Source organism: Nostoc sp. C96 (assembly GCF_059384975.1).
Window position 1 is genome coordinate 3,763,909 of record NZ_CM182020.1, and the last position, 23,696, is coordinate 3,787,604.

General features: G+C 41.7%; 15 protein-coding genes and 1 tRNA gene. 6 read left to right on the forward strand and 10 right to left on the reverse strand.

Annotated features, from left to right (window positions below; translation table 11 throughout):
* The first annotated feature begins 8 nt into the window (after positions 1-8).
* A complete protein-coding gene (locus AC504W_RS16050) occupies positions 9-1,583 on the forward strand; it encodes a DUF3137 domain-containing protein (protein WP_494873289.1) in 1,575 nt (524 codons plus the stop codon).
* Positions 1,584-1,616: 33 nt separating this feature from the next.
* Here AC504W_RS16050 and AC504W_RS16055 read toward each other — a convergent pair whose 3' ends face one another.
* The 4 genes from AC504W_RS16055 to AC504W_RS16070 all read right to left on the reverse strand — a co-directional run bounded on the left by AC504W_RS16055 (position 1,617) and on the right by AC504W_RS16070 (position 7,541).
* Entirely contained in the window at positions 1,617-3,824 is a 2,208-nt protein-coding gene (locus tag AC504W_RS16055) for a tetratricopeptide repeat protein (protein WP_494873290.1), read from the reverse strand.
* A gap of 416 nt (positions 3,825-4,240) precedes the next feature.
* Positions 4,241-4,420, reverse strand: coding sequence for a photosystem II assembly protein Psb34 (gene psb34 / locus AC504W_RS16060; RefSeq protein ID WP_494873291.1), 180 nt, complete (start codon positions 4,418-4,420; stop codon positions 4,241-4,243).
* A 171-nt stretch (positions 4,421-4,591) separates the two neighbouring features.
* Positions 4,592-7,096, reverse strand: coding sequence for a cell division protein HetF (gene hetF, locus AC504W_RS16065; protein WP_494873292.1), 2,505 nt, complete (start codon positions 7,094-7,096; stop codon positions 4,592-4,594).
* Positions 7,097-7,454: 358 nt separating this feature from the next.
* Positions 7,455-7,541, reverse strand: a tRNA-Ser gene (locus tag AC504W_RS16070).
* Positions 7,542-7,651: 110 nt separating this feature from the next.
* On the opposite strand from AC504W_RS16070, the gene AC504W_RS16075 reads away from it, so the two are divergent.
* The 4 genes from AC504W_RS16075 (at position 7,652) to AC504W_RS16090 (ending at position 10,210) form a co-directional block, all read left to right on the forward strand.
* Positions 7,652-8,020, forward strand: coding sequence for a 2Fe-2S iron-sulfur cluster-binding protein (locus AC504W_RS16075; RefSeq protein WP_096577961.1), 369 nt, complete (start codon positions 7,652-7,654; stop codon positions 8,018-8,020).
* Between the two features lie 55 nt (positions 8,021-8,075).
* Positions 8,076-8,636 (forward strand): thermonuclease family protein, encoded by a 561-nt coding sequence (locus AC504W_RS16080; RefSeq protein ID WP_494873293.1) that lies wholly within the window; start codon positions 8,076-8,078, stop codon positions 8,634-8,636.
* Between the two features lie 101 nt (positions 8,637-8,737).
* Positions 8,738-9,550: an inositol monophosphatase family protein gene (locus AC504W_RS16085; protein WP_494873294.1), complete on the forward strand. Its 813-nt coding sequence runs from the start codon at positions 8,738-8,740 to the stop codon at positions 9,548-9,550.
* A gap of 273 nt (positions 9,551-9,823) precedes the next feature.
* Positions 9,824-10,210 (forward strand): COG3650 family protein, encoded by a 387-nt coding sequence (locus AC504W_RS16090; RefSeq protein WP_494873295.1) that lies wholly within the window; start codon positions 9,824-9,826, stop codon positions 10,208-10,210.
* A gap of 51 nt (positions 10,211-10,261) precedes the next feature.
* Here the strand turns inward: AC504W_RS16090 and AC504W_RS16095 are convergent, their stop codons facing one another.
* The 5 genes from AC504W_RS16095 to AC504W_RS16115 all read right to left on the reverse strand — a co-directional run bounded on the left by AC504W_RS16095 (position 10,262) and on the right by AC504W_RS16115 (position 19,086).
* Entirely contained in the window at positions 10,262-13,852 is a 3,591-nt protein-coding gene (locus AC504W_RS16095) for a tetratricopeptide repeat protein (RefSeq protein ID WP_494873296.1), read from the reverse strand.
* 144 nt (positions 13,853-13,996) lie between these two features.
* On the reverse strand, positions 13,997-14,578 hold the full coding sequence (locus AC504W_RS16100) for a Uma2 family endonuclease (RefSeq protein ID WP_494873297.1): 582 nt from the start codon (positions 14,576-14,578) through the stop codon (positions 13,997-13,999).
* A 103-nt stretch (positions 14,579-14,681) separates the two neighbouring features.
* On the reverse strand, positions 14,682-15,257 hold the full coding sequence (locus AC504W_RS16105; protein WP_494873298.1) for a Uma2 family endonuclease: 576 nt from the start codon (positions 15,255-15,257) through the stop codon (positions 14,682-14,684).
* 2 nt (positions 15,258-15,259) lie between these two features.
* Positions 15,260-18,823, reverse strand: a complete 3,564-nt coding sequence (locus AC504W_RS16110) for an N-6 DNA methylase (protein ID WP_494873299.1) — start codon at positions 18,821-18,823, stop codon at positions 15,260-15,262.
* A 35-nt stretch (positions 18,824-18,858) separates the two neighbouring features.
* Complete coding sequence (locus AC504W_RS16115) at positions 18,859-19,086, reverse strand: hypothetical protein (protein WP_494873300.1); 228 nt, start codon at positions 19,084-19,086, stop codon at positions 18,859-18,861.
* A 42-nt stretch (positions 19,087-19,128) separates the two neighbouring features.
* On the opposite strand from AC504W_RS16115, the gene leuS reads away from it, so the two are divergent.
* On the forward strand, positions 19,129-21,786 hold the full coding sequence (gene leuS / locus AC504W_RS16120) for a leucine--tRNA ligase (protein ID WP_494873301.1): 2,658 nt from the start codon (positions 19,129-19,131) through the stop codon (positions 21,784-21,786).
* A 272-nt stretch (positions 21,787-22,058) separates the two neighbouring features.
* On the opposite strand, the gene AC504W_RS16125 is transcribed toward leuS, so the two are convergent.
* Positions 22,059-23,513: a metallophosphoesterase gene (locus tag AC504W_RS16125; protein WP_494873302.1), complete on the reverse strand. Its 1,455-nt coding sequence runs from the start codon at positions 23,511-23,513 to the stop codon at positions 22,059-22,061.
* Positions 23,514-23,696: the final 183 nt, after the last annotated feature.

Genomic DNA, 23,696 nt, shown 5'->3' on the forward strand with positions numbered 1-23,696 from the left:
CTCCCACAATGACTCATCAACAACTCCTCACAGCAGAACAAGCAGCCAAATTACTTATAACTGGAAATAAAGCGCTAAAATTTCGCCGTTATGCTGAAGCTGTTCAAGCCTTAGAAGAATTTTATCAAGGGACTGATGCAGGATTCAAAGATTATCATCAAGCGCAGATGTGGTTGGTTAAAGCCTATAAAGGAAATGAACAATTAGAAAAAGCGATCGCACTTTGTCAACAACTTACTAATAGTGAGCAAGAAGTAACACAAATTTGGGCAAAGCAATTTATATCAACTTTATTACCAGATAATTATTCTGCGATAGAATCAACGTCTCAACAGCCAAAAGAAAAAATCAATGATTCCAAAATCACAAGGAGAAATTTAAATAATTTTAAAATATTTTGCCAAGAAAATTTGTTGGATGATTTAAAAGAACTGGAATCAGTTAGAAAACAAACTATCCTATCAGTCTCGTTTGTTAGTATTATTATATTTATCATATTTTGCCTTTTAGTCAAATTATTCCCTATCGAATATCTTATTTTTTGTTTTGTTAATCAAGTTCCATTACCATATTTTCTGATATTTTCATTTTTACTAGGATTCTTAGCTTGTTTATGGGGATGGATTGCTTTTTATACTTCTGCTATAGAAACCTATACCGAGGGATTTAAACCAAAAATTATTCAAAAGATTTTTGACTTTATTAATACCAATAAAAGTCTAAATTATTCTAGTTACGCATCAGAAGTAGATAATGAATATACTCTGTCTGCCTTTATTCATAGCCAGATTTTTCAACCTTTATTAAAACCTAATAGAATACAGCAACAAGAATGTATTTTTGGACAAGTTCATGAAACACCAATTTTCTTTTCGGAAATTTCTACAGAAGTAGAATTACAACATCGGTGGATAAAATATCTCTCTTTTTCTCAACATTTAAAAATGTTGCATTCCATGATGGTTCCTCCATTTGTCGTTAGAATGGTTTTTGGATTTTTACTGCCACTGTATTCTATATTATTAGTCATCAAGCTTGTTAAAAGTATTCCTTATATAATCGTGAGAATACTCCGAGGCGAAAAAATTAGTTATAGACATTTTGAAGAAGAAATCATGAAAAATGAGGTGTCTAGAAGAACAGTATTTAAAGGATTATTTTTTCAAGCCGACTTTAATAAAAAGATTAGTGGTAAGACTATAGTTTTACCGAATTTATTAAATACAAATATTTATGCTTTGAACCAAAATAAAGAAAATTTAGTTAAATTAGAAGACCCAGAGTTTTCACAATTCTTTACTGTTTATGGTGACAATCAAGTTGAAGCCAGATATGTTTTGTCTACCAATTTAATGGTCAAGCTAGTTCAGTTTAGAAAGAAAGCTAGAAAAAATATTTATGTGTCATTTGTGCAAAATATGATCTATATAGCTATTGAGTATGCAGATGATATTTTTGAGCCTAAACTTTTTAAAAAGATGTTAAGCTTCGCCCCTATGCGAGAATATTTTGAAAATATACATCTCATGCTCGATATTGTGGAAGATTTGAATTTGAATAGACATATTTGGGGAAAAGATTAATAGCTATATAGTGGCTAAAAGGTGATAAATTTTTCACAACTTTGCCAAAATTTCTGGTAACAATTGACCAGGAACTTTTGATAAAGCTAAATTTTGTCCTTGAATGCCTAATTCGTTGTGGAAGGCGCGGATTGTTTTGACAATATAAGCAAAGGTAGTTTGATAAGCTTCTGGTTGTTTACTTAATCCATTTAAAGCTTGTAAATGGTGATCTAATGCAATTTCTAAATGGTGCGATCGCGTGGATTTATCGCCATTAAAAGAATTATCTGTTACTAACTGATAATGGGCTAGTCCTAAGTTATTATGAGCCGCCAACAAATCAAAACTTAGCGGTATACCATTGAGAGAATGTGCCAAAGCAATCGCCTCTTCGTAAGCAATAATTGATAATTTGAGTAACTTTTGCTTGCGTTCTTTGGTGGTTTGCGGCAGATTCGCTAGATGCCAGTAAGCTGTAGCTAAATTATTTTGGGTGGCGGCGCAAGCACTGGGAACATTGGCGGCGGTGCGATATTTTAAAGCTTCGCAGTAAACATCAATAGCTTGCTGAAGATTGTCGGCAGGTTGTTCGTATTGTGCTAAATTCCAGTAGGCTGTACCGATATTGTTTTGAATCATCCCATATTTGAGGGGTTCTTGTTCGGCATTGTAATGAGCCAGTGCTTGGTTATATGCGGTGATCGCTTTTTTCAGATGCACCACTGGTTGATTATATTGTCCCAGATGCCAGTACGCTGTACCTAAATTATTTTGACAAGCCGCATATTTCAGCGTATCCATCTCTACAGTCCGATGGGCTAATGCTTCTGTATAAGCTGATACTGCCTGTTGCCAATTTTCCGCAGGGTTAGAAAACCTGGCTAAATCACCGAATGCTGTTCCCAGATTATTCTGCACCCGTGCATAAGTTTCTGGGTGAGTCTGCGGAGAAATCATCTTCAAAGCTAAGTGATAAAATTCAATCCCCTGTTCAATGTAATTTTGTCCCGCCTCAACATTGGGTGGCGTGCGGTACAACATCCAGTACAATGTGCCTAAATCATTGAGAATATCGGGTAATTGTGGTGATTGTTCATCGTAGGCGATCGCTTCTTGATAAGCCAGAATTGATACCATCAAGTTTTCTAGGGTGGAATGTCCTTGCTCAATCCGCAAACGATATAAGTTACCCAACTGATGATAAGCTGCGGCCAAATCCTCTTTTGCAGCTTGCTTAACGTGTAATTCTTCAATAACCAACAGAATCTGTTGTGGTTGCCAATTCTCATCTTCTTCTTGAGCAATTTTGGCATTAATCGTCGCTAATACTAACTCTGTTAACTCCTGGCTAATATGGGATAACGCAGACAGTGATGGAGTAGGGCTAGTAGTCTCACTAGATTTAACCAAAGATTCTGGTAAGTGAGCTTCTTGCTTGGTAAATCCTGGCGGTGGCGGGGGAATTTCTAAAACACTACTAAGGCGCTTCGCTGGTGTTTCTACAGGAACCGTACCATTTTCTGCGGGAGGTGGGGTTTTGCTTGGTGCTTCAATTGTGGATTCGTTGACACTAGTCCCCTCTAAATTCCCGAAATCCAAATTTCTGGAATTAGAAACACGTTCTGGATAATTGACATTGCGTTTTGCTGGCGTGGGTTCTCCCGCAAAGGTAAATATACCTGTACGCCAACGCCAAAATTGGGGCGCTGACTGCTGAATAGCTGACAACCAAGGACGCGAAATCCACAACAACACCGTAGATTCTAAAAATCCGCTAGATTCTTGGCTAGAAAAAGCTTCTTCACAGAGGCGCAGAGAATGTAAAAATAACCGTTGCACTGCTACAGGTTGCTTTGTTAGCTGTTCTACACCCACAATTTGAAATGTCGGTATTGGTAAAGATCTACCAGGGTTGTCTTTGGTTACACCGACAATTGGTGGGGGATAATTAGCCAGCCATTGATTGATCTGGGCTACAGGGTTAGGCTCGTTTAAATTCAACCGCAAAGTCACTAATCGCGGGTAAGCTGGAGTGCTACTAATTTCCTGTCCATCTTGGGGCTGATATAAAACTTGCCCAACTGGATAAGCTAACGTTGAATGCAGCCGCGCTGCTACTTGATTTCGCAACTGTAAATCGTCACATACGGCTAAAAACAGTTGTCTTCTTAAGCCCAAACTGAGGGCAAGTTTCAAACGGTGATATACTTGCCGATTCCAAGCAAAATTATCGTGGTGTGCCGGATCATTCACGCTCATGGTGGCTCAACAGCCAAGAAACAGTGTACATCACCTAAACAAGGTTTATTTTAAGTAGACCTATCTAGTTCGGGGTAATCTTCCCACAGCCTGGATCACCACGCAAGTGGCTTTTCTACTTACTATTGTTCTTAACTGAACGTTATTGAACTATGACTGCCATTGTCAAGCCGGAACGCAAAATTTTATGCCGATACATATAATACCAATTCCCCAAAATATGGCTACACATAGGCAGCAGAGGGGCAGGGAGCAGGGAGCAGGGGGAGAATTATCTATAGTCTGGATTTAGAGAATTGGGATAAATATTTTGACTTTAGAGTCTTGACATCACCAATAAAAAACAGGTTCCCCTGACAACGAAAACCTGCAACACCACAATAAAATTAAATTTTATTAACAAAAACAGTTTTTATTTAACTGAGGTGAGAAACGGAAAAGGCGACAAAAATTAAGCCGCCGACCAAAACTGTGGCGACTGCACCAAGAATAATATAGTTACGCTTTTGCTCTGCTGTTGGAGGTTCTGCTCGATAAACCTTTGGCTCTTGGGCAAAATTGTTAAGACGACCACCTTCTTCATTCGTGTAGGGCATGAAGTAATTCCTTAATTTTGAACATCATTATTATTATTATTTAATGTTACAGAAACTTATCTCTTCTGCTTTCCCTGTCAGAGACAAATTGTTACATTTTCTTTGCTCTGCATATCATATATGAGATAAATTATCAAGCTAAAATTTGATGCTAAATGGGAAGAGTGTTGCTCATTCTTGAGTTTTTTGTTGCAGGAGCGATCGCCAATCAGCAATGGCCTTTTCTGTCCAAAGCCAATTATTACTTAATTTATTTACTTGAAAATTTACCGGGTCTTGATTAATTACCAATTGACGCAACTTAATCGCTTCTTTCATATATTGCCCTTGTTTGACCGTCGGTTGACTGCGTGCAGATTTATACAATCCAATTGCTAAACCAGCGTAGGCAGTCAAGGCATCGTGAGGAACGGGAGCATTCTGCACAGAAAGGGCTACACTTGCGGAATTTTGCTGATTTAAAGCTAAATTTAGCGCCTTAAACCAAGAATCATTAGCGCGATTTACATTACTTTCTGCGTAGTAGGCAAACCCTAAAGCATTGGTATACAAAACCGAGTTTGGTTCTGCTTTCACTGCAACTTCCCAAAAACGTCGGGCATCATCAATGGTATATTTTTTATCTCCAGTCTGAATTAACTGCCAAGCTAGTCGTCCTTTAAAAAAGTTGAGTGCAGGATCATTTCCTTGCTTAATTGGCACAACATTTAGGGCAGTTTGGGCAGATTGTAATGCGCCACGATTTAATAATTCTTCTACAGCTACCAACCCAGCCGACAAGTCACCTTGGCTTAATTTTTCTATGGCACTAGTAGCAATAATAGCTGTGGGACTAGTTTCTAAATTGATTTTCGGATTAGTTTTGCTAGACAGAGACTGCTGAACGGGTATTTGGGGGATGTCGGCAAAAGTTGAAGTGCGGCGCAGTTGCCACCACCAACCGAAACCGAGGATACTAGCGATCGCACCTACCCCAAAAATACTCAAAATCAGTCGCCAATTAGAACGACGAAGTTTAGGCACAGATGTGGGTAACGATGCTTCATAAGCCGGCCAAGTTTCTTCCTGACTTGATACAGTTTCGTTGGGTGTTGCACCCAAATTTCCCCATGATCCTTGTCTATCAGTGGGTGTTACCTCGCCACTCATTTGTCTAGTGGTAAAAATATTTTCTCTGTGATTGGGTGGTACTTCTTCAGTCAAGGGAGATTGACCATTATTGCTGGGTATCTGCTGATCTATCTGACGAAACAAATCCGAAACTATGGCTGAATCTTCGGCATAACTGGGGTCGTCATATTCAATTTCATCAACTAAATCGCCCCAAGTCTCTTCACCCAACCAATCCAACTCGGAAGTATCATGGCCTAAACCCGGCATCATGTCATCAATGGGTAAAGCTATCTGGGCTTCATCCGTCATAGCAGAATAAGTTGTGGTAGAAGATACCTTCACACTCCGGCTATTGTCATTCAGCGACTCTGTACTGGTAAAATTCGGCAGTTCTGTTCCCAAAAAACCATCAAATTCGGGTTGAAGATACAAAATTGGTAATGCCCAATAAGTTTGGTGCGAACCATAAGCTGAAATTAATCCCTGACGCACCCGACTAACGCATAAATCTACCGGATATCCTTGACTCAAGTTCCGGTACAAAAGTTGTGTCAGCGTGAGTGCAACTTCATCAGGAATGCGTTCTGACATAGCCAAAACGCACTTGATCCCGCGTCTGACTAAACTTTCAGTCAGGTTACGTTCGCCTGTTTCTTCTGTTGTATCGCTTGTTGCTGTGTATGCTCCCCAACAAGAGTTAAACACAGCCATTTGAATATTATTATTGACGAGCAGACCTGCTAGGTCATCGCCACTCAAGGTTTCTGTCAAGCCAGTTCTGCTACTAACCAAATAAATTTCGCCACCACTTGGCCCTAAGTCACTATGGCCGGAGTAGTGAAGAACTTGGTATCTACTTTGTTCTAAGGCTTGGGTTAATTCTTCTCTACCTGGCTGATCTAAAATAGTGAGTTCAATTTCGGGTAGGGAAATGCTACTGTCAGCCGTGCGGGAGGCATGACGGTGCAGTTCTGCTTGCAGTCTCAGGGCTTCTTGCTTCAACAAACCCAGCCGCATTTGATCTGTGGGCGATGCCAGCACCATTAAAACCCTAACTACACCATCTTCTGGCAGTTGTGGTAAATTTCTGGAGGGCAAGCGAGCGTTGGTGAGAATGCCACTTTGGTAGCGCGAGAATGCCACATAAGGCCCCGTTGCTAGAGGGCGATCGCCTGCGTGCATGACTTCCCAAGGTAGACGTGCTAACCTATTATCCTTAAGACCTAACCGGAGGCGCAGTACTTGTTGATGGTTTTGGGCAATGCCTTGAGCTGTAATCCAACTATCTCTGAGAGTGCCTTTAAACAGAGCATTATAAAATTGCTGACCCAATGCCACCAAGTTTACAGAGTTTCTGGCGATGCCTGCGGTGGACTGTATCAACGCATCTCCCTGTAAAACTGACCTCAAAGGATCATTCATCAAATGTCCTGCGGCTGCTAACCAATCAGCTACAGGCCAAGTCACTAGTTCTTCTGCCAATGGCACCCCAGGCGCGACTTGTTCCGTTCGCACCAAGTAGTCATTCTGCCCTACTGGAGTTACGGAAATGTGAAATTCCATACAAGTAACGCAATCTCAATATTTTTACCCGTCAAACCCTCATTCATGCTCAATAGATGCCCAAAACCTGGATTTCCATTTTTGAACATCACATTTTAGTATATGGCTATACTCAATGCTCACGCTCAAAGAATGCTCATTCCTAATTATGACAACTGGAGAACATTTTTAGTTTCAATTATTCAGGTTTTAATTGACTCTGACTATAGTCACACAACAGAATTTGAGATTGACTAAGAATAATTATTTAAAGAGTCTAAATAACTTTAGAAGTATTTGATGCTGCAATAAAAATACAAAATTTTAAACTAAAGCCAGCTAAAGTTTAAAATTTTGCAATTTTTGCTATATACAAAAACGGAGAGGGAGGGATTCGAACCCTCGTTGAAGTCACCCCCAAACAGACTTTCCAGGTCTGCGCCTTCAACCACTCGGCCACCTCTCCAGGTGTCACAATTTATTATTGTAATATAAAATTATAGAAAGTGCAAACAACATATTAAAAGACATTTTAGAGTAGAGATCTAAAGGTCAAAACCCAAATTCAAAATCAAGATGTCCCGTACATACACAATTAAAGTCCGCGATCGCGCCACTGGCAAAGAATACACCCTCCAAGTCCCAGATGACCGCTACATCCTACACTCTGCCGAAAACCAAGGGGTGGAATTGCCTTTTTCCTGTCGTAATGGGGCTTGTACCGCTTGCGCTGTCAGGGTTTTGTCGGGAGAAGTTGACCAACCAGAGGCGGTTGGTTTGTCCTTAGAGTTGCGTCGGCAAGGTTATGCTTTGCTGTGTGTGAGTTACGCCCGTTCAGACTTAGAAGTGGAGACACAAGACGAGGATGAAGTCTACGAACTCCAATTTGGGCGTTACTTTGCTAAAGGCAGAGTCAAAGCAGGTTTACCATTAGACGAAGATTAAAATTTAGTTTTTCTAGTAGAGGCCGTTTTGGCCTCTACTAGAAACAGGAGTAAATATGCAAATCGCTACAGTTTTAGGGCGTTTTGGGTTTTGGACGCGAAAAATAGCTATATTAACCTGCTTATTACTACTGGTAAGTTGTCAAGCCAAAAGTCAACCCGCAGATCATCAAATCCTGGTGAAAGTGGCGCGTGTGGTAAGTGGGCAAAGTTTAGAAGTGTTGGGTATGGGTGAACAACCTAATTTTGCTTCCCCAGTGCGGTTAATTGGGATTGATGCGCCAGACTTGCGACAAAACCCCTGGGGCGATGAAGCTAGACAAAGTTTAGAAAAGTTAATTGGGGGGATAGAACAATCAATCAAACTAGAGTTTGATATTGAAAATAAAGATAAACTGGGGCGAACACTGGCTTATGTCTGGAAAGATAATCAGTTATTAAACGAACAAATAGTCAAACAAGGATATGCGCTATTTGTTGGGCGATCGCCTAATCACAAATACGACCAACGCCTAGAACGCGCCCAACAGTGGGCGAGAATTATGGGAGAAGGGATTTGGAACCCAGAAAACCCTATGCGTCAAACTCCGGCGGAGTTTCGCTTTTTGAATCGATGAAAGTGCTGAGTCGAAGATATGGGGAGAGTTACAAATGACTCTTGACTATTGACTCTTGACCATTGACCATTGACTCTTGACTATTGACTCTTGACTAACCAATGACTCAACTACAAACTTTTCTCGATATTGCTACCGAGGCGGCTTTAGCTGCGGGTGGAGTTTTACAAGGTTACTTAGGCAAATTAGAAGATGCAGTCACAGAAAAAGGCCGCCCTGGTGATTTGGTAACGGCGGCGGATAAAGCCTCAGAAGCAGTGGTTTTAGAAATTCTGCACCGTCACTTGCCGCAGCATTCTATTTTGGCGGAAGAATCAGGTAAGATTGGCAATCAAGATAATGAATTTCTGTGGGCGATCGATCCTTTAGATGGAACTACTAACTATGCTCACCAATACCCTTTTTTTGCCGTTTCTATAGGGCTATTAATTAACGGTGTACCACAGGTAGGCGTAATTTATGACCCGTTGCATAATGAGTTATTCCGGGCGGCGGCTGGCTTAGGTGCAACCCGTAACCGCCGCCCCATTCAAGTTTCCGAAACAAGTGAATTGGGTAAAAGCTTATTAGTCACTGGCTTTGCTTATGATCGCCGCGAAACCTCAGATAATAATTACGCCGAATTTTGTCACCTGACTCATCTTACCCAGGGGGTGAGACGTAGCGGTTCAGCATCCATTGATTTAGCCCATGTAGCCTGTGGGCGTGTTGATGGTTACTGGGAACGAGGACTCTCGCCTTGGGATATAGCCGCTGGCATAATTTTATTACAAGAAGCTGGCGGTAAAGTCACTGCCTATGATGGTAGTCCTTTGCAAATCAATTCCGGTCGACTTCTTGCCACTAATGGCTACATTCATGAAATTCTCAGCCATGAATTAACACAAGTTCCGCCGCTATCTTCTTGGAAATAGATACAAAATTTTTCACAGCCCATAAGCTGTTAAGCATTTAATTTGCACATTGAGGCCGCAGGGGGGCAGGGAGCAGGGGAGAGGGTTTGCAGCTTTTATTACCATGAACATGGTGCAACTTAAATGACGATTAGCTTACAAGTATTTATTATTCTGGAAATGTTAAAACTATTCGATCTTAACCCCAATGCTGTTGGGGCTTTTTATTGCCAAGCGGAATTGGCATAGTCAATGTGTATCTATTAAATATTCATCGCATAAAAATCTTGAGCAATGAAAGCTTTTATCCCTTATGTTGCATTGTTGAGCTTGAGTGGTGGTTTACTAGTTCACAGTTCTAGCCTGCAAGCAGTAACTCCTAACAGTGAAAAATTTGTCGCTTTAGGTACAGAACCTTTTTGGAACGTAACTGTCAGTAAAAATGGCATTGTTTACTCTTCTCCAGAGGTGAAGAAACAAACGTTTCCTTATGTTAAACCTCTAGCAGCAGCAGGTCGCTCCGCTGATCTAGTAAGAGTTTACAAACTCAGGGGCAATAATATGCTAATTCTGGAAAAAGTCAGTGCTTGCAGTGATGGGATGTCAGATAAAAACTACCCTTACTCGGCTGTTTTGATATTGGGTAATAAAGTTTTAGAAGGTTGCGCCCAGAAACAGTAATTTTAGGAGATATCCCTCTTCTGTCAATCAGACTTGATTTCAATATTATTTTTACTTCCACTCTCCTTGTAATGTAAATGCAGCCCAATAATAAGGTGCAGCATAATTTGGATTACGTGACATTTCTATTTGTGCTGCCCTTAACGCCGCCGCAGGTTTTAAATTTTTGCGTAACATATTGGCATAAAATAATTTCATCAATTCTGATGTAGCTTCGTCATCAACACTCCACAAACTGACTACAACACGTTGACTTCCCGCATACATAAATCCTCTGGTTAACCCAACTAATCCTTCTCCCTTGACTTCTTCACCTAAGCCTGTTTGACAAGCACTGAGAACTATTAATTCTGCTGGCAAATTTAGGTTAAAAATATCGCGGAGGCGCAAAAAGCCATTTTGGGGTGTTCCTTTGCTATCAAACAGCGACAGCACGACCCCAGATAATTCTGGATTGGTGCTATTTAAAATGCCGTGAGTGGCAAAATGAATAATTTGATATTGGCTTAACTCTGGACTTGTGGCGACATCTCGACTGGCGGTAAAGTCTAAGGCTTGCTTACGTTCTTTATTGGATACGAAAGAGAGAATTTCCTCGGCTTCTTTACGGGTAAAACGCAGCCGTTCAAAGTCAATATCTGCTTCTCTGGCTGAACGTGATAATTGTTGCTGGTCAAAGAGATTCAAGTTTTGAGTGACCGTTGGGCGATTTGCTGGTTGACCGTTGAGGCGTTCATCTTGGGCAGAAAATACGGGATCTGCCAGTACAGCTAAGGTTTTGGCAGCTTTTTTCCGCCCTTTGACTTCCTGACGCAGCAGGGCGATAGTTGAGGCTGAGGGAAGGGAAATAATTTCGTTGGTTGTGACTAGTGGCTGATAGGTTTGGCTATTGGGGACGGCTAATGCGGTGATGGGTACATACTGTAAAGCGCCATCACTAACGACAACTAAGCGTTTTTTTCCGAGTTGCTGGGCGACTGGTGCAAGTATCATTTGTGACAATTCTGCCGCGGCTTTGCTGCTTCTAGCAATACTGGTTCTTTGGGATGGGGCGGTTAAAGCATCGCGGAATTTTTGGACGGCGGTTTTGATTTCGGCGCTTTTAGGTAGTTCGTAACTAGTTATGTCGTTTTTGCTGACAGCCCAAAGATAACTGCGTTCTTCTCCCAAGGAGTATTCTAGGAGCAAGGTATTATCATCTAAGACTTGTTGCTGAATTTGCTTTAATGATAAGGGTTGTGGTTGGGTTAGGGCTGCATAACGGGGACTGCTATTTTTAATTTCTACTTGAACTTGCTGATACTGTTGTAGTAGTTGTGCAGTTTCTTTGTCTAAATTTTGGATTTGGGCTTCCGTATATTTACCGTTTAAAAGTTGGATACGGAGTTTTTCTCTAGCATTGAGTTGTTGCTGTAAGTTGCGTTCTGTTTGCAGTAGCTTGGGGTTTACGCCTTGGCGGATATCTGCGTTGGCTTCAGTGAGCAAGTCTAAAAGACTACGCGCCCTAGCACGTTCGCTAACTTGCAATGCCAAAGCATCATAACCTTTGGCTGGTTCTTGTTTATGTAGGCGCATTAATAGGTCAATGTAAAATTGGTAATATTTCTGCACAGATGCAAAGTAAGATGTCCGCAAGTCTTGACTGGTAACGTTGGTGCGGATATCTTCGACAATTTTAATTGTGTTTTCTATGTGGGTACGGGCAGTGGTGAGATTGCCGCGATCGCGTTCTGTCTGAGCTATATAATACAGGGTGTCTGCTTCTCCGGTGCGATCGCCAATGCTCTGGCGCAATTTTAATTCTTGATTATAAGTGGCGATCGCTTGTTCTGTCCGCTTTAAGGCGTTGTAAGTTCTGCCTAAATTACCAATAACGTTGGCTTCAGCCTCTTTTTGTCCTAATTTTTGCCAGCCAGTCACGGCTTTTTGTGAAGCATCTAAGGCTTTTTGATAATCACCCGCAGCTAAATAAACTCTCCCGAAGAAAGCGTAAGCACTGGTTTCGGCAAAACTATTTTTTGTTTGCTGTGCTAATGTCAAAATTTGGTTAGTAGCATCTAGGGCTTTAGGATAATCCTTTAACGCTTCGTAGACTCGCACGATACCACTAATGGCGCTAATTTGACCTATCACATTGCCTTGTTCACGGCGTAACTGCTGCGCTTGTTTGTAATATTCTAAGGCTTGGGGATAATTTTCTAAAGCGCGATAGGCACTGCCAATATTATCTAAAGTTTGCGCTTCTTTATCGCGATCGCCTGTAGTTTTAAATTTTTCTAGGGCTTGATTAGCAGTTTCAATACTTGCCTTATTATCACCAAGCAACTTATAAACTGAAGCGATATTTTTTAGTGTATCGCCTTCCCCTTTCACATCTTTGACTTCACGTTCAATATTTAGGGCTTGATTGTAAATATTAATTGCTTGTTGATAATCTCCTAATGAAGCATAAATCCCAGCCATAGTATCCAGGGTGAAAGCTTCCCTCGCCCGATTTTTGGTAAACCTTTGTAATGTTAATGCTTCATTTAAAGTATTAAGGGCTTTTTGTTTTTCACCTAATCTATCGTAGACTAATGCAATCTGTCCTAATAGTTCGGCTTCTGAATGGGGATTACCTGCTTTTTGTAAAAGCGATCGCGCTTGGTTATAGTATTCTAAAGATTTTTGTGGTTCACTAAAAGAATAGCTACCAGCAATTCCAGTCAGAGTTACAGCTTGCTTACTGAGGTTAAATGCCAAAGCGATTCCTGAAAGATTACCTTGACTTTGTTGTTGCAGTTTTAGCGATTGATTGAGAGCTTCCCGCGATTTTTGCTCATCACCAATAGATAAATAAAGTACGCCGATATAGTTGAGTGCATCAGCTTGTCCACTCAGATTATTTCTCGTCTTTTGAATTTCTAAGGACTGTTGAAAAGCCTCTAAAGCTTTTTGCGGTTCACCCAAATTAGTGTAAGTAATGCCGATAATTTGTAAAATATCGGCTTGTCCATCTAAATTTTTTTGTTGACGTTGAATTCCCAGGGCTTGATTATAAGCTTGTAGTGCTTGTTTTGTTTCCCCCGCATTGAAATAAACGCCCCCAATACCAATTAAAGTATTAACAATAAAATCAGGTTTTTTTTCAGTGCGAAATAATCGTAATGCTTGGCTATAAAATTCTAGGGCTTGTTGAGGTTGACCCAAGTTAGCGTAAGCATTAGCAACAGAATTCAACATCACCGCTTCACCAAAACGGTCTTTTTGTTCGCGGCGAATAGTTAGACCTCGCTGAAAATATCCTAGTGCTTTTTGATTGTCATTTTGAGTGTAATAAAGTGTGCCGATCGCTAAGAGTGTGGTAGCCTCGTAACTGCGATCGCCAATTTGCTGCCAAATTTTCAATGCTTCTTCATATTTTGCGATCGCCGCTTGCCGCCCTGTCGCTGTACCTTGTTCATATAATTGTTGTGCTTCTTGCAGCAGTTGTTTGGCTTGGGTGGCGGCTCTTTGGCTTTCAGGAGTGGTATTTTGCGGTTTTTGGGCTATGTAGAGATGATTCGCCCTAGCCGCCGTGATCATTAACTCCGATGACATTAGCATAGTGACAAAGATAACCAGTGTGCGATGTGCCAACGCCGACAGATGTTTCTTTGTCATAATTGCTCCTAAGTGGGAGAAGTAGTGTTTTTTAACTAGATAACTGTAAGAATACAGTTCTAGAGGCATCATATTGTATCATTTATATGATGGTTATAAAATTGCGATCGCTGCCTCAGTCTCTTCCTGTTTTAGCCATTCAACTCAAACGGTGGAAAAATCAATATTTTCGTAAAATTCGGCAATTTGAATTTGCAACTCCAAGGTACTCAAAGAAAGGGTGACACTTGGGTCATCGTATTCTGAAAATAGCCACTGATGGGCGGCTGTTTTGAGATGATGCTCAACATGTATGCGATATTGATCAATCAGCAAATATTCTTGGAAAGTCGAAATTGTCCGATAAGCAACAAATTTCTCACCACGGTCATAATTTTGGGTGGATTTAGACAATACTTCGGCGATAAAGCAGGGGTTAACCACAGTATCTTTGCGTCCCGTTTGCAGTTCTATGGGTTTGGGTAGAACCATGACATCAGGGTAAGTATAGAGATTTACATCGGGAACCCAGAGTCGCTGATCCAGGATAAATATCCGGTAAGCCTTTCCCCGCAATGCTGCTTTTAGGATAGCTACAAGGTTGCTGGCAATATCATTATGGTCTGGGGTTCCACCAGTCATAGGAATGATTTCTCCATCACAATATTCGTTGCGTGTTTCGGAGGCGATTTCTAGTTCTAAATACTCATCAATGGTGTAACGTTTAGTCTCAGGTTGAGTAATCATGATCGGTTGACCTCCAAGGCTTTTAATTGCTGGTTTATCCTGGTCTTTGCCGTCGCTTCATCTGTCTCAATTGACCGTTCTACTACTGGTTTAGCAATTTCCACTATGGCTCGAATTCAACACTTTCATAAATATCTGCTAAACGAATTTCAAAGGGAATTGATGAAAGTGAAATATACGATTCTGGATCGTCATATTCAGTAAATATCCATTTGTGGGAGTCTGTTTTAGAGTATTGCTCAACATGAGCAGTGTACTGATCAATCAATAAATATTCTTGAAATGTGGAAATGGTACGATACGCTGAAAATTTTTCATCCCTATCGTAGCTTTTGGTCGATTTTGAAAGCACTTCAGCAATCATCACCGGGTTAGTAATCGTATCAGTTCGTCCCTGTTGTCGTTGGAGTGGGCGGGGGACAACCATGACATCCGGGTAGGTATAAAGCTTGCGTTCAGGAATCCAAAGCCGTTGATCCGCTACAAAAATACTGTAAGGTTTACCTTTCAAACTGACTCTTAAGGCGGCATTAAGAATACTGGCAATTTCATTATGTTCGGGAGTACCGCCAGTCATAGGGATTATTTCTCCATTGATATACTCATGCCGAATATCTGAATTTACCTCGAAATCGAGATACTCTTCGGTTGTATGGATTTTCTTTGCTTCAGCCTGCATAATCACGTTAGTCTTACCCCCAAGGCTTCAAGTTGTTGGTTTATCCAAGTCGTTGCTGTTGCTTCATCAGTCTCTATCGCCCGTTCTACTCCTGTTTTAGCAATTTCCAACAGTTGTTTAGATTTCTTTTTTAGTTTAAAGCTCTCATCTAGTCTTGAATTAATTTTTTGTTGAAATTGCAAATCAAATATAGGTATTGGTAGAGATTTTATGGAAGTTTGAGTTATTAACGGTTGAACAGAACCTCCTGAGAATTTATCCATTAACTCTCGGTTAGGTTTTGTATTGAAATACAAAGTGTATACGTTAGACAGCAAATTTTCTTTCTGAACCTGTCTTAGAGAAAGAACATTATCAGAATAGATAGATCCGTTTAATTCTTTATATACATTTCCAAAAGAACCAATGGCTCCAACTCTAGCTGTTAAAATATCTCCTTCTTGAACAAATTTTGAAAATTTCTCAGGTTGAACATAGTAATTGTCATCAATATTTATTTGGCCTCCAACTATATTCGTATTTCTAATATAAAACTTGAAATTTACTGATTTTGGAAAATATTCTTCTGAATATTCACCTGTTTCTACGAAAAATTTGTTACCTAGATAATCCCAACCACCAGAATAGTTTTTAATACGTCGCTCAACCTCATCATATTTTGGCTGGTAATATTCAGCGTCTAAGCGACCGGAGGATAGGAACGACTCAGCAAAACTCTTGACAGCAACTGTTTCTTCCTTGGGTTGCCAGTCCTTCAAGCCAAGCTCCGACAACAGCAAATCCTCAGTTTGTTGATAAATTAGGCTGGATTGCTTAAGAAGTTCCTCCGATTTGTAAACAAACTCACCAATAAAATCCTCGAACTTAAATCGAGGGATATACATATTTTTTAAGTAGGTTGTTGTTAAGGTTCTCTGCCCTGTTCCTCCTGTATTTCCCCTGTCTATAGTTAAAATTCCATGTTGGCTTAGGAGGAATATAAATAAATAGGCTGGATTAATTGTATTTTTCTTTAGTCTAATAATGCCTACGTCTCGACTAAAAATTGACTTTTTAATCGTACTGACAAAGCCAAGCTTTCCAATAGAACCATAACCTTTAAGTGTAATTAAAATATCATTCTTCTTTATCTGAAATCTCTCTAGATTGTGATATTCAGATTCCGCAATGTAATCAGAGCCTTCATAAGCAACAGTTCCTCCAGCAATATTCCTCCCATTGAGACAGTGAATATCACTTTCATCTTGAGAAAAATTAGGATTTGGCCCCTGAGTAATCCAGTTTGCAAGGGATTCTAGCAGAGTGTTGGTTTTAGACTTAATAGCTTGCTCAACTTCAAGATACTTAGTCTCGAAGAATTCACTATCAATTCTAAAAGTAATATTGTGCTTAATTACATCGCCTAAACTTACTTCAACTGCTTCAAGCCCATCCATTAACTGCTGATACTTCACTGCATCAAACGGCATAACAGATGGGCTGAGTTCAAAAAAACTGAGCTTCTCCTTTTTGGCAAACTCAATAAAGGCTTCGGCAATGCCGTCTTCCGTCATTCCTTCGTGGTTATACAGGTCATGATCCACCACTAAATGACTGTGATCATCTTGCAAAAAATCGCTCTCTACGCCAACGACTCTTTGCACTGGCGAGGGCGGCATCAAATCGCTGATTTCCTCATCGCTTGGTGAAGCCGTAGACGATGAAATCTTGCGCCAAATCTTGTCTCCAGAGTTATCCTTCCCTGACTTTCGCATGGTGGCAAAAAAGATGTTGTAGTCATCCTGTCGGGGACAAAGTGCGCCTGCTTTGGGGTCGTCGTTCCATTTCTGTAAAAATAGGACTGAGGTTTTTGTGCCTGTGTGCGGCTTAAAGGTGTTGCCATGTAGCCCCACTACCGCCAAAATCCGGCAGCGTTCCGCAATAAAATCTCGAATGTTTTTATCGGATGAGTTGTTGAACCGTCCTTGGGGAAGCACGATCGCCATTCTCCCCCCTGGTTTCAAAAAATCCAAGTTGCGTTCAATAAACAAAATGTCTCGCCCTACCTTGGTTTGCCACTTGCCATCGGGCTTTTTTGCCAGGTCATAGCGGGCAATCATGCGCGGTTCTTTGATGTCCCCCGCAAAGGGCGGATTCGCCATCAGCACATCAAACTGAAACTCTCGATAGTCCTTGCTAGCTTTCGGTCGCAGCTTTTTCAGTCGCCTGAATCCCTCATGGTAAATGTTATCCCAATCATCTTGCTCGGTGACTTCATCCCAGAGTTCATAATCCAGGGTGTTCAGGTGCAATACATTCGTCTGTCCATCCCCTGCAATCAGGTTTAGTGTCCGCGCTACCCGCACCGCTTTTTCATCAAAGTCGATGGCAAACACCTTGTCTTCCACATACTCTTTGCACCGGGGCGGCTTATCTTCCAGCGAAAACAAATGACTTGCTGCCAAACCCTCATCCTCTAAAATCTGCCGCCAGACATGAAAAATTGTATGCACCGGAAACCCCGATGACCCCGCAGCCGTATCTATCATGTACTCATCTTCTTGCGGGTTGAGCATTTTCACACACATATCAATTACATAGCGCGGCGTAAAAAACTGTCCCTTTTCGCCCTTGCTACTCTGGTTGATCAAATACTCAAACGCTTCATCGATCACATCCAGGTTGGAGTTAAACAGCTTCACATTTTCCAACGATGACACACAAACCGACAGGTGAGACGGCGTGAGGCTAATTTTGGCATCCTCACTAAACACCCCTTCCCACTTCTTCTTGGCTTTGTCGAATAAATCCTGAATCTTATTTTTTAGTGCGGCTTCTGTCTGTCCCGTATTGCGAAATTCTAAAGAACGGGTAGCTCGCCTGTTACCCTGCCCAGAATACCACTCATCATAGAGCTTGGTGAAAATTAGCTTAAACAGTTCCTCAAATACATCTACCCCAGCATTAGCTAACACCTCATCTTCCATTTCTTCAATCAAAGTTTTGAGCGATTTATTCTCCTTCACTAACTTGTCATTAGCAATCAGGTCTTCCAGGGTGAACTTGATCTGGAGAATATCTGCTAGGGTTTGATTCGCATTTGGTAGCCCTGGAATGTCTTCAAAATAATTGGGGTCTTTGCGCTGGTAGTAGGAAATTTGATCGCCATTTGTCCAAACTGCGATCGGCGCACCTGTAGCATTGCAGTAAGAGCGCAGCTGGTCTTTGCCATCCTTGAGCTTTGGCTTTTTTAGCTCCACAATCATGTAAACCGTGTTGGGACGGTCTTTGTCCATCACTACGATGTCCGCCCGTTTTACCTCTCGCCCAAAGTTCACCCCATACTCAACCTGAATGCGACTGAGGGGATAGTGCAAGCGATCGCGCAAAACCCGTAAATATAATTGCCGAATTGCTTCCTCTGGTGTGAGCTTAATCGCCTTTTGACGCACCAAACAAACGGTATAAGGAACTTCACCGTTTTTGGTTTCTTTAAGGGTAATTGTTTGCTCTAACTGCTCAATTTCAGGCTTCTCAAACTGCGACAGCTTGTAATTTGAGTCTTTGAGGATATCGGCTAACTTCATCAGTGGTGATCAAATTGACTTTCAGGGCTTTTTCGTCATAAGAGTTTAGCGTTATTTTTAGTCATCGCCAGATAAATTTTTTTTAATTGTTGAATAGCGATCGCTTGTTGATGTGTAGTGAACATCTGCAAAAATAAATTATGCTGCGATCGCACTGATTTCTTCCCTAACTCTGAGCTACATAAAACAGAGACAAAGGGATAATAAAGAATGAGAAATTTTTGAGCATAGACTCTCAATCTAGAATTTTGCTCAAAACTCACTCTCAAACACTGAAAATTACACATTTGAGTATTAGACTGAGCATGACTGAGAATTTAAAGGCTAAAAGTAATGATATTGCGTTCAATAAATATTCTCCTGCCGCCATTGAAGAAAAATGGCAAAAAAGCTGGGCGGAACTTGGTTTAGATCATACCCCGACAAACAACAACAAGCCGAAATTCTATGCTTTATCCATGTTTCCCTATCCATCGGGTAGCTTACACATGGGTCACGTCCGTAATTACACAATTACAGATGTGATTGCTCGTCTCAAGCGAATGCAAGGTTATCGAGTCTTGCACCCGATGGGTTGGGATGCTTTTGGCTTACCCGCAGAAAACGCAGCCATCGACCGTGGAGTTCCCCCCGCTAAGTGGACTTATCAAAATATTGCTCAAATGCGTCAGCAATTGCAGCGTTTGGGTTTATCTATCGACTGGGAAAGCGAAGTGGCTACCTGTTCACCAGATTATTACAAGTGGACTCAATGGATTTTCTTGCAGTTTTTACAAGCCGGGTTAGCTTACCAAAGAGAAGCGGCGGTGAACTGGGATCCTATCGACCAAACCGTATTAGCCAACGAACAAGTTGATAGCGAAGGCCGTTCTTGGCGCAGTGGTGCGAAAGTCGAGCGCAAATTATTGCGCCAATGGTTTTTCAAAATTACCGACTACGCCGAAGAATTGCTCAACGACTTGGATAAATTGACAGGTTGGCCGGAACGTGTCAAGTTAATGCAGGCAAACTGGATTGGTAAATCTGTCGGTGCGTATTTAGAATTTCCGATTATGGGGATGGATGAAAAAATCGGCGTGTACACCACTCGCCCTGATACCGTTTTTGGTGTTAGCTATGTAGTTTTAGCCCCAGAACATCCCCTCACCAAGCGCGTCACCACTAAAGACCAGCAAGCAGCGGTAAACGCTTTTATTACCGAAGTTTCCCATCAAAGTGAATTGGAACGCACCGCCGAAGACAAACCAAAGCGGGGTGTTCCTACGGGTGGTAAAGCCATTAACCCCTTCACTGGGGAAGAAGTGCAAATCTTAATTGCTGATTATGTATTGTATGAATACGGTACTGGGGCGGTGATGGGTGTACCAGCCCATGATGTACGGGACTTTAAGTTTGCCAAGACTTATGATTTGCCGATTGATGTTGTGATTGCTGCACCAGAAGATGTGGCAGGTTTTGATTTAACGCCCACATCCGAAACTGAGGAAGTGACTCAACTCATCCAAATTGAATATAACGAAGCATATACTGAACCAGGAATTTTAATTAATTCTGGGCAGTTTACGGGGATGAATTCAGTTGAAGCGAAAGCTGCAATAGTCAAATATGCCCAAGAACAAGGTTTTGGCAAAGAACGCATCCAATACCGCTTGCGAGATTGGTTAATTTCTAGGCAACGTTATTGGGGCGCACCCATCCCAGTAATTCACTGTCCAAACTGCGGAATTGTGCCAGTCCCAGACCAAGATTTGCCAGTACAGTTACCCGAAGAAGTGGAATTTACAGGACGTGGTGGTTCACCGTTGACACAGTTAGAAAGCTGGGTAAATGTACCTTGTCCAACTTGCGGTACGCCAGCCAAGCGGGAAACCGACACGATGGATACTTTCATTGATTCTTCGTGGTATTTCTTGCGGTTTACTGATGCAAAGAATGAACAGCAGGTGTTTGACCTCAGCAAAACTAACGACTGGATGCCCATAGACCAGTATGTTGGCGGTATTGAACACGCGATTCTGCACTTATTATATTCACGGTTCTTTACTAAAGTATTGCGCGATCGCGGCTTGTTGAATTTTGATGAACCTTTTGCGCGGTTGTTAACTCAAGGGATGGTGCAGGGTTTAACTTATATGAATCCCAACAAGGGCGGGAAAGATAAATGGGTTCCCTCCCATTTGGTTAACTCCGCTGACCCCCGCGACCCCCAAACCGGAGAACCATTACAACGTCTGTACGCTACTATGTCCAAATCTAAGGGTAATGGTGTCGCACCGGAAGATGTGATTTCTAAATATGGTATAGACACAGCGCGGATGTTCATTTTATTCAAAGCGCCACCAGAAAAAGATTTGGAATGGGATGAAGCCGATGTGGAAGGACAATTCCGCTTTTTAAATCGCGTGTGGCGTTTGGTAACAGATTATGCGGCCGCTGGGGTATCACGTAAGCAAGCACAACTGGCTGATTTAAGTAAACCAGAAAAGGAATTACGCCGAGCAATTCACACAGCCATTAAATCAGTCACCGAAGATTTAGAAGATGAATATCAATTCAATACCGCTATTTCGGAATTGATGAAGTTGAGTAATTCTTTAACTGATAGCGACTGTAAAAATTCGCCAATTTATGCCGAAGGAATTCAAAGTTTAGTGGCGTTACTGGCTCCTTTTGCGCCACACATTGCTGATGAATTGTGGCATTTATTGGGTAATAAAAATTCAGTCCATACCCAAACTTGGCCAGTGTTTGATGCAGCTGCTTTAATCGCTGATGAAATTACTTTGGTAATTCAAATTAACGGCAAAAAGCGTGCTGATATTCAAGTTCCGGCGCAAGCAGATAAAGCCGAGTTAGAAAAATATGCCCGTGAATCAGAAGTTGTGCAACGTCACCTGGAAGGTAAGGAGATTAAAAAGGTAATTGTCGTACCTGGTAAATTGGTGAATTTTGTTGTTGGTTAAGATTTCCCAAACCCCTTAAAAATGAGGGCTAATAACTTTCCTTTGCCTCATTTTTAAGGGGGTCGCCGTAGGCGGAGGGATCTGAATTTTGGTTTTAAGTAGGTGGACACAATTATTTAGAAGACGCATTTCGACTGCTTTCTCCGGCAGGAGAAGTGTCGAAACCCGGTCATCTCAAGTTAGGTTTAATTTAGTCCTTTTTGACGAATATCAATGTAGATATATAATACTCATTTTTATGTGTCCTGGTGTACGCAGTTCATAATGGCTACTTATAGCGAAATCTCATAATAAGGTAAGGGATTTTGCCCTGCACCCATTAGCCAGCGTGCATCGGGTTTCCATGCACCGTTAAGTTCTTCGCGGCGACGAGTGTAGACAGTGAGGTTGTTTTCGGCAATTTTTAGCAGGTTGTATTGCCAAGGATAACCGGGGTTAAGTTCTTGGGTGGGTGCGCCGAAAGTTCCTGCACAGATGCGGTCAAGTTTGCGACCATTTGCACTCATATCGTAACGGTAGAGGTTAGTTTCGGCTTTGTGGACGTGTCCGTGGAGGAAGATGCGGAAACCTGCGACGGCTAACTGTTCCATGAAGCTTTGGTCTTTGATGCGGTCTTCCCAGGCGCTATCGAGGGGATGATGCCAGACGGCAATTTTGCGGCAGTTTTTATAATCTTGATTGCGGCGAATTGCTGTGAGGGCGTTGCTGAGTGCATTCATGTTAATGCTGGCACGGGATTTGTAATGATGATCTAAGTGCCAAGCGGAGTTTAAACCTAGAATGAGTAAGTTTTGATTGGGGAAATGGTCGAGGGTGTATTGTTGGTCATGGTCTAGGGGATAGGGTTTGGTTTTGATGGTTTGGTAGAAGTTGCAGAAGTGTTCAAAGCGTTGTTTATATTTCTCTTCGTCTCGTACACGAATAACACTGGCACTTTCTTCTATATATTCACCTGGTTTTAGTTGTCCCTCGTAGTCGTCGCGGTCAATTAATTGGTAAGCTTTTTTTGCTAGTGACCAGTTGAGGTCATGATTACCGGGGACGATGATAATTTGCTCTGGTTTCAGGTTAAATTCGTGGCGGAGTTCGTTAAGGAATTGTTGGGCGGCTTCGTATTCGTCGGGGCTTGATTTGTTGGCGATGTCGCCGGAGAGGATGAGGGCATCCAGGTGAGGAATATTGAGTTCGTTTTGCAAGTCGCTTGCTAGTTGATTAGACCACTGTTTTGCTTGGTCAGGTGTGCCGAAGTGCAGGTCTGAAAGGTGGAGAATGTGCATTAGAGAAGATCGGGTATTTTGGGATTGCGAGATATCTAGTTGAGTTTTTCTACCTTCTGCAAGCTGCACGCCTGGTAATTCTTCTCGTCGGCGTTGCCATTCGGCATCAAATTTTTGCAAATTCCCGTGTTTGTTGCTTTTGCCATACCAAAGTTCTAGCCGAAAGTGCCAGTCTTCCGAGCCTCGTTTATGTTCGCGCAAATCTTCGAGAATGTTTACATAATCTTCCAGTCGTTTTAATGCTTCCCTGACTTCTTCTTTAGTTAAACCGCTAAGTTCCGCCAGAACTCTTAGCTGTGTTCTAACTATGACTTGCTGCGGTGTTTCCCAATTGAGGGCAATTTTATAAAGTTCACCGTCTTCTAACTCGTCATTGGCATAAGCCAAAAACCTTTCTAAAAGTTTCTTTACCCGCGCTTTGACATCATTACCATAGCTAACACGCACCATCGTTTACTCTTGCCCAAATTTGTAACAAAGTTTCGGGATTCCCCAAAGTTAATCTAGCATCCCCAAACTGGAAGCTCTGATTACTCTTTAACCCTCAAATCCTGAGATTGCCGTAACACACCCTACTAGCGTGACCGGACTAAAATGTTGCAATAGATTTGGGTGGAATTAACCGCCGATAAA

Bases quoted from the DNA above. Each gene is read 5' to 3' on its own strand.
- AC504W_RS16050 (WP_494873289.1), top strand. From the start codon at position 9: ATGACTCATCAACAACTCCTCACAGCAGAACAAGCAGCCAAATTACTT.
- AC504W_RS16055 (WP_494873290.1), bottom strand. From the start codon at position 3,824: ATGAGCGTGAATGATCCGGCACACCACGATAATTTTGCTTGGAATCGG.
- psb34 (WP_494873291.1), bottom strand. From the start codon at position 4,420: ATGCCCTACACGAATGAAGAAGGTGGTCGTCTTAACAATTTTGCCCAA.
- hetF (WP_494873292.1), bottom strand. From the start codon at position 7,096: ATGGAATTTCACATTTCCGTAACTCCAGTAGGGCAGAATGACTACTTG.
- AC504W_RS16075 (WP_096577961.1), top strand. From the start codon at position 7,652: ATGTCCCGTACATACACAATTAAAGTCCGCGATCGCGCCACTGGCAAA.
- AC504W_RS16080 (WP_494873293.1), top strand. From the start codon at position 8,076: ATGCAAATCGCTACAGTTTTAGGGCGTTTTGGGTTTTGGACGCGAAAA.
- AC504W_RS16085 (WP_494873294.1), top strand. From the start codon at position 8,738: ATGACTCAACTACAAACTTTTCTCGATATTGCTACCGAGGCGGCTTTA.
- AC504W_RS16090 (WP_494873295.1), top strand. From the start codon at position 9,824: ATGAAAGCTTTTATCCCTTATGTTGCATTGTTGAGCTTGAGTGGTGGT.
- AC504W_RS16095 (WP_494873296.1), bottom strand. From the start codon at position 13,852: ATGACAAAGAAACATCTGTCGGCGTTGGCACATCGCACACTGGTTATC.
- AC504W_RS16100 (WP_494873297.1), bottom strand. From the start codon at position 14,578: ATGATTACTCAACCTGAGACTAAACGTTACACCATTGATGAGTATTTA.
- AC504W_RS16105 (WP_494873298.1), bottom strand. From the start codon at position 15,257: ATGCAGGCTGAAGCAAAGAAAATCCATACAACCGAAGAGTATCTCGAT.
- AC504W_RS16110 (WP_494873299.1), bottom strand. From the start codon at position 18,823: ATGAAGTTAGCCGATATCCTCAAAGACTCAAATTACAAGCTGTCGCAG.
- leuS (WP_494873301.1), top strand. From the start codon at position 19,129: ATGACTGAGAATTTAAAGGCTAAAAGTAATGATATTGCGTTCAATAAA.
- AC504W_RS16125 (WP_494873302.1), bottom strand. From the start codon at position 23,513: ATGGTGCGTGTTAGCTATGGTAATGATGTCAAAGCGCGGGTAAAGAAA.